This window comes from Actinosynnema sp. (assembly GCF_052038725.1).
Window position 1 is genome coordinate 1 of sequence record NZ_JBQGCX010000056.1, and the last position, 5,117, is coordinate 5,117.

Annotated in this window: 6 protein-coding genes; 4 read left to right on the plus strand and 2 right to left on the minus strand. The window is 76.8% G+C overall.

The genetic code is table 11. The features are described from left to right. On the minus strand, positions 1-433 hold a 433-nt coding region (locus ACTUAL_RS01090; RefSeq protein ID WP_440898939.1), incomplete at its 3' end, for a hypothetical protein. A 297-nt stretch (positions 434-730) separates the two neighbouring features. On the opposite strand from ACTUAL_RS01090, the gene ACTUAL_RS01095 reads away from it, so the two are divergent. Beyond that, positions 731-1,105, plus strand: coding sequence for an STAS domain-containing protein (locus ACTUAL_RS01095; RefSeq protein ID WP_096497487.1), 375 nt, complete (start codon positions 731-733; stop codon positions 1,103-1,105). A gap of 24 nt (positions 1,106-1,129) precedes the next feature. Here the strand turns inward: ACTUAL_RS01095 and ACTUAL_RS01100 are convergent, their stop codons facing one another. Then, positions 1,130-1,882 carry an SDR family NAD(P)-dependent oxidoreductase gene (locus ACTUAL_RS01100; protein WP_440898940.1) on the minus strand — a complete coding sequence of 251 codons (753 nt, stop codon included), beginning with the start codon at positions 1,880-1,882 and terminating at the stop codon, positions 1,130-1,132. An 86-nt stretch (positions 1,883-1,968) separates the two neighbouring features. On the opposite strand from ACTUAL_RS01100, the gene ACTUAL_RS01105 reads away from it, so the two are divergent. The 3 genes from ACTUAL_RS01105 to ACTUAL_RS01115 all read left to right on the plus strand — a co-directional run bounded on the left by ACTUAL_RS01105 (position 1,969) and on the right by ACTUAL_RS01115 (position 4,896). After that, a complete protein-coding gene (locus tag ACTUAL_RS01105; RefSeq protein WP_096497489.1) occupies positions 1,969-2,805 on the plus strand; it encodes a helix-turn-helix transcriptional regulator in 837 nt (278 codons plus the stop codon). A 31-nt stretch (positions 2,806-2,836) separates the two neighbouring features. Beyond that, on the plus strand, positions 2,837-4,012 hold the full coding sequence (locus ACTUAL_RS01110) for an exonuclease domain-containing protein (protein ID WP_440898941.1): 1,176 nt from the start codon (positions 2,837-2,839) through the stop codon (positions 4,010-4,012). Positions 4,013-4,113: 101 nt separating this feature from the next. Further along, positions 4,114-4,896 (plus strand): diguanylate cyclase domain-containing protein, encoded by a 783-nt coding sequence (locus tag ACTUAL_RS01115; protein WP_440898942.1) that lies wholly within the window; start codon positions 4,114-4,116, stop codon positions 4,894-4,896. The last annotated feature ends 221 nt before the right edge of the window (positions 4,897-5,117 follow it).

Consider the following 5,117-nt stretch of genomic DNA (forward strand, 5'->3'; position numbering starts at 1 on the left):
CCGCGCGCAGCCAGGCCCGGACCGTCTCGACGCTTGCGGCCGGGGTGGCCAGCAGGGCGTCGAGCGGGCCAGCCGGAACCGGTGGGGAGAGCCAGGCCCAGGACGCGGGCGGCGTCGGCGAGCGGGGCGCCGTGTCCCGGCTCGCCCGCCACCACCAGGTGAGGACCGCCCGCGCCGAGGCGGACCACGTCGATCGCGTCGCCGAGCACGGCGGCGGGTGTCCCCCCGCGGCGCAGGTCGGCCACGGCGGCTGAGGCTGTGGCCAGCAAGGACTCGGGCACCGCGCGGGGGTCGCGAGGGTCCGGCCGCCGACGTCGAGCAGCGCCGCCGCCCCGCCCGCGCGCCGCGCGAGCCAGTCGAGCAGCGCGCCGACCGCGCCCGGTCCGGCGGAGAGCCTGACCAGCGCGGTGAGGTCGTCGGCGCGATCGGTCACCTGCCCCCGGTCTGCGGTCGGCCGTCCCCGGCGCGCGAGCCGACCCCGTCCGGGTTCGCCCGTGCCCGGACGGAGCGCGAAGCGCCCCACCTGCGGTTTCGGCCGCGCCACCGCGCTGCCCCACCCGCCGCGGCGCCGGTCCACCGCCGCGCCGCAGCGCTGGAACCGATCTTCGATGACATCATCGGGGGAGAAGCCGGGGAATCGAGGCAGGTCGAGACCAGCGTCCGCACGGGACAACACCCAGCCGAGGCCCACGAGGGCCGGGCGCCCGCTACCGACGGGGAGGCAGCCCGCATGGGCCTGAAGGTGAGCAAGCACCGCGTCGACCACGGCGAGGGCTCGTTCCTCGTCGCCGGGATCTCAGGGGTGGTCGACCTGTTCACCTCCCCGAAGCTCTGGACGGAGCTGGTGGTCGAGGAGATCGACGAAGGCGCGTTCCTCGTCGTGCTGGACCTGGAGCGGGTCGAGTCGCTGGACCACCACGGGCTCGGCGTGCTCGCCGGGGCGCTGGCCAAGGTGCGGGCCAACGGCGGCGCGCTCGCGCTGGCCGGGGTCGGCGAGACCGTGCTGGACGCGCTGGAGCTGGCCCGCTTCGACGAGATCATCCCGATCGCGGACACCGTCGAGGAAGCCATCGCGATGGCCAGCGGCGAGGAGCCCGCGCCCTGATCCGGCCGGGCGCGGGCCACCGGGTCAGATGCCGGTCCCGCCGGTCACCGGGAGCACCGCGCCGGTCACGTACGAGGCGCGGTCGCTGAGCAGCCAGGCCGCCGCCTCGGCCACCTCCTCGGGCGTGGCGGCCCTGCCGAGCGGGGTGGACGCGACGATCCGGTCGATCACGCCGGGGTCGTGCGACTCCCAGTCGTCGACCATCTCGGTGCGGGTCAGGCCCGGCGCGATGGCGTTCACCCGGATGCCCGCGCCGCCGTAGGTGACGGCCGCCGACTCGGTCAGGCTGTTCACCGCCCGCTTGGCCGCCGCGTAGGCGGGCAGCGCCGGGTTCGCGATCAGGCTGCCGACGCTGCTGGTGTTGACGATCGCCCCGCCGCCGGTGGCGGCCATGGCCTTGACCTCGGCGGCCACCGCGTGGAACACGCCCTTGAAGTTGACCTGGACGACCCGGTCCAGGTCCTCCTCGGTCACGTCGGCGAGCGGGTGCGGCGGGGTGGCCGTTCCGCCGTTGTTGAACGCCGCGTCGAGCCTGCCGTGCCGCTCGACGACCGTGCGCACCAGGTGGTCGATGCTCTTCTTGTCACCCAGGTCGGTGACCACGTACGAGGCGCCCGGCAGTTCCGAGGCGAGGGCCTTGAGCGCGTCCTCGCTGCGCGCGGCGAGCACGACGGTGGCGCCCGCGGCGGTGAACAGGCGGGCGGCGGCGGCGCCGATGCCCCGGCTGGCCCCGGTGACGAGCGCGATCTTGTCGGCCAGCAGTCCGGTCTTGGTCATGGCTCCACCGTGCCGCGCCGCGGAGCGCTCAGGCAGGCCCTGCCCGTACCTGTCGGGCAACGGCCGCGGGCGGCATCCTCGGGGGCGTGGACAAGGCTGAGCTGGGCCGCTTCCTGCGGTCGCACCGGGAGCGGCTGTCACCGGGGACCGTGGGACTGCCTTCGGGCGGACCGCGCCGCACCCCCGGTCTGCGGCGCGAGGAGGTGGCGGGGCTGGCGCACATCTCGACCCAGTACTACACGCGGCTGGAGCAGGCGCGCGGTCCGCGGCCGTCGCGGCACGTGCTGGTCGCGCTGGGCAGGGCGCTGCGGCTCACCGACGCCGAGCGGGACCACCTGCACGCGCTGTGCGGGCGGCCCGCGGAACCACCGGGCGTGTCCCGTGATGTCCCCGACCGGGTTATGGACCTGGTGGAGCGGCTGCCGGACACCGCCGTGGTGGTGCTGGACGCGAAGTACGACGTGCTGGTGTGGAACCCGCTGGCGGCGGCGCTGCTGGAGGACTTCTCGGCGCGACCCCCTCGGGAGCGCAACATGATCCGCCGGTACTTCCTGGGCCCGGACCCGGCGCGCAGGCACTACGGGATCGAGGACGGCGGCGAGTTCAGCCGGTTCGCGGCGGCGCACCTGCGGGCGGTGGCCGCCCGCTACCCGCGCGACCGGGGCGTGCAGGACCTGGTGCGGGAGCTGCTGCGGGGCAGCCGCGAGTTCGCGGAGCTGTGGCGGGTGGCCGAGGTGTCGGGCCTGCACGGCATGACGAAGGTCGTGGCGCACCCCCGGCTCGGCCCGATCCCGCTGGACTGCGACGTGCTGGTGGTTCCGGAGCGGGACCAGCACGTGGTGCTGTTCACCGCCCCGCCCGGTTCGCCGGGGCACGACGCGCTGCGGCTGCTGTCGGTGCTCGGTCTGCAGGAGGTGCCCTGAGGGCGGGCGGACCGGCGGTAGGTTCGTCGGCGTGGGTTACGCGGTGGTCGACGTGGAGACGACCGGGTTCCGGCGGTCCGACCGGGTGGTCGAGGTGGCCGTCGTGCAGCTGGACCGGGACCGGCGGGTCACCGGGGAGTGGTGCACGCTGCTGAACCCCGGCCGGGACCTCGGTCCGCAGCACGTGCACCGGATCAGGGCAGCCGACGTGTGGGGCGCGCCGACGTTCGCGCTGGCGGCGGGGGCGCTGGCGCGGCGGTTGGCGGGCCGGGTGCTGGTGGCGCACAACCTGGCGTTCGACGCGCGCTTCCTGGCCGCCGAGTTCGGCCGGGTCGGGGTGGACGCGGACTTCGACGGGCTGTGCACGATGCGGCTGTCGGGCGGGCGGCGGTCGCTGCGGGACTGCTGCGCCGACGCCGGGGTGCCGCTGCTGGACGCGCACTCGGCGCTGGCCGACGCGCGCGCGGCGGCGGCGCTGTTCGCCCGGCTGCCCGAGGTCCCCGGCGCGGGCGCGCTGGACCTGCCGCCGCTGGGCGCGGACGTGCCCGAGGTGCGGCGGGGCGCCGCCGACCTGGCGGGCGGGGTGCTGGCCGGGGCGGGCCCCGGACCGGCGGGAGCGGTGCCGGCGGGCGGAGTTCCCGCGAACGGGCCGTCGTCGGGCGGGTTGTCGGCGGGTGGGCTCTCGACGGGCGCCGCCCCGTGGTCGGGCGCGCTGGCCGGTGCGACGCGGCCGGTCGCGTTGTCCGGCGGGACTCGGGCCGGTGGGACGCGGCCGGGCGAAGTCCCGGCAGGCGGGGATCCGGCAGGCGGGGCGCTCGGCGGTCCGGCGGCCGGTGGTCCGGCGAGCGGCGTTGCGGCGACCGGCATTCCGGTTGCCTGCGGTCCGGCGGTCGGTGGCGCGGCGGTCGGTGGCGCGGGGGCGGCAAGGCGGTTGGCGCGGGGCGACCTGGTGGTGTTCACCGGGCAGATGGACGACGCGCGCGACGTCTGGGTGGACCGGGCGCTCGGCGCGGGGCTGCGGGTGAACTCCGGTTACGTCACGCGCGCCACGGCGCTGCTGGTCGCGGCCGACCCGTTCTCCCTGTCCACCAAGGCGAGGCGGGCCCGCGCGTACGGGGTGCCGATCGTGTCCGAGGGCGCGTTCGCCGCGCTGCTCGCCGCGCTCGCGGGCGGGCTCCCCGACGAGTCCCTGGGCAAGATCAGCTGAAAGATCACCGGACCGGGTGGTCGCGCAGGTGTTGAAATGCCCGCTCAGCGCGGGGAGGCTGCCAAGAAGGCCCATGCAGCCCGCGGTGGGAGGCGACTGCGATGCGCACCCGGATCGGTCACTGGGACGAGCTGATCGCGCAGCTCCCCGTGGGCGTGCTGCTCCTGGACGCGCGGGGCGCGGTGCTCGCCGAGAACCGGGTGGCCGCCGAGCTGGGCGCGGCGGGCGAGGCGCGCGACGACTCGGGCGCGCCGCTGCCGTCGCGGGCCGAGCTGGCCAGGCAGGTGCTGCGCAGCCGGTCGACGCTGGTGCTGCCGGTGGTGCTGCCGCGCACGCGGGTGTGGGCCGAGTACCGGCCGCTGGACGAGCGGGTGCTGGTGCTGCTGCGCCCGGTGCAGGCCGACGTGCCGCACAGCGCGGGCCTGGTCGACCCGCTGACCGGGCTGCCCGGCCGGGCGCTGCTGCTGGACCGGCTGGACCAGGCGCTGGTGCGGGCGCGCCCGCACGGCACGCTCGCGACGCTGGTGCTGCTGGACGTGCGGCACCTGGCCGAGGTGAACCGGGCGCACGGGTTCCACCGGGGCGACGAGCTGCTGGTGGTGCTGGGCGCGCGGCTGCGGGCCGGCTTGCGCGCGGACCACACGGTGGCCAGGTACGGCGGCGACGAGTTCGCGGTGGTGGCCGAGCACCCGAACGGGACGGGCGAGGCGGTCGCCGCGCGGGTCGGCGAGCTGGCCGGTCGCGCGGTGCGGGTGTCGGGCGCGCGGGTGCGGCCGGGGGTGCGGGTGTGCTGGGTGACCAGCGACGGCGCGATCCCGGTGCACGCGCTGGTCGGGCACGCGCAGGACCGGCTGCGCGGGCGCGACCGGGCCTCGGAGAACTGACCGCCCCTTCGGCGCGCGCTTGGCGCCGCACGCACCTCGGCGAGCACCCCCTGCACGCGGCTCCCGGCGGACTCGCCTCCACAAAGGGCTCGGCCCCCCGCGCGTGTCGCGCCGGGGGCCGAGGGGGCGGGTGGTTGAGCTAGTCGTGGTCAGCGCTCACCGCGAGCCGAACATCGTCGGGCTCGCCAGCAGCGAGCCGAGCGGCGAGCCGCCCTTCTGGC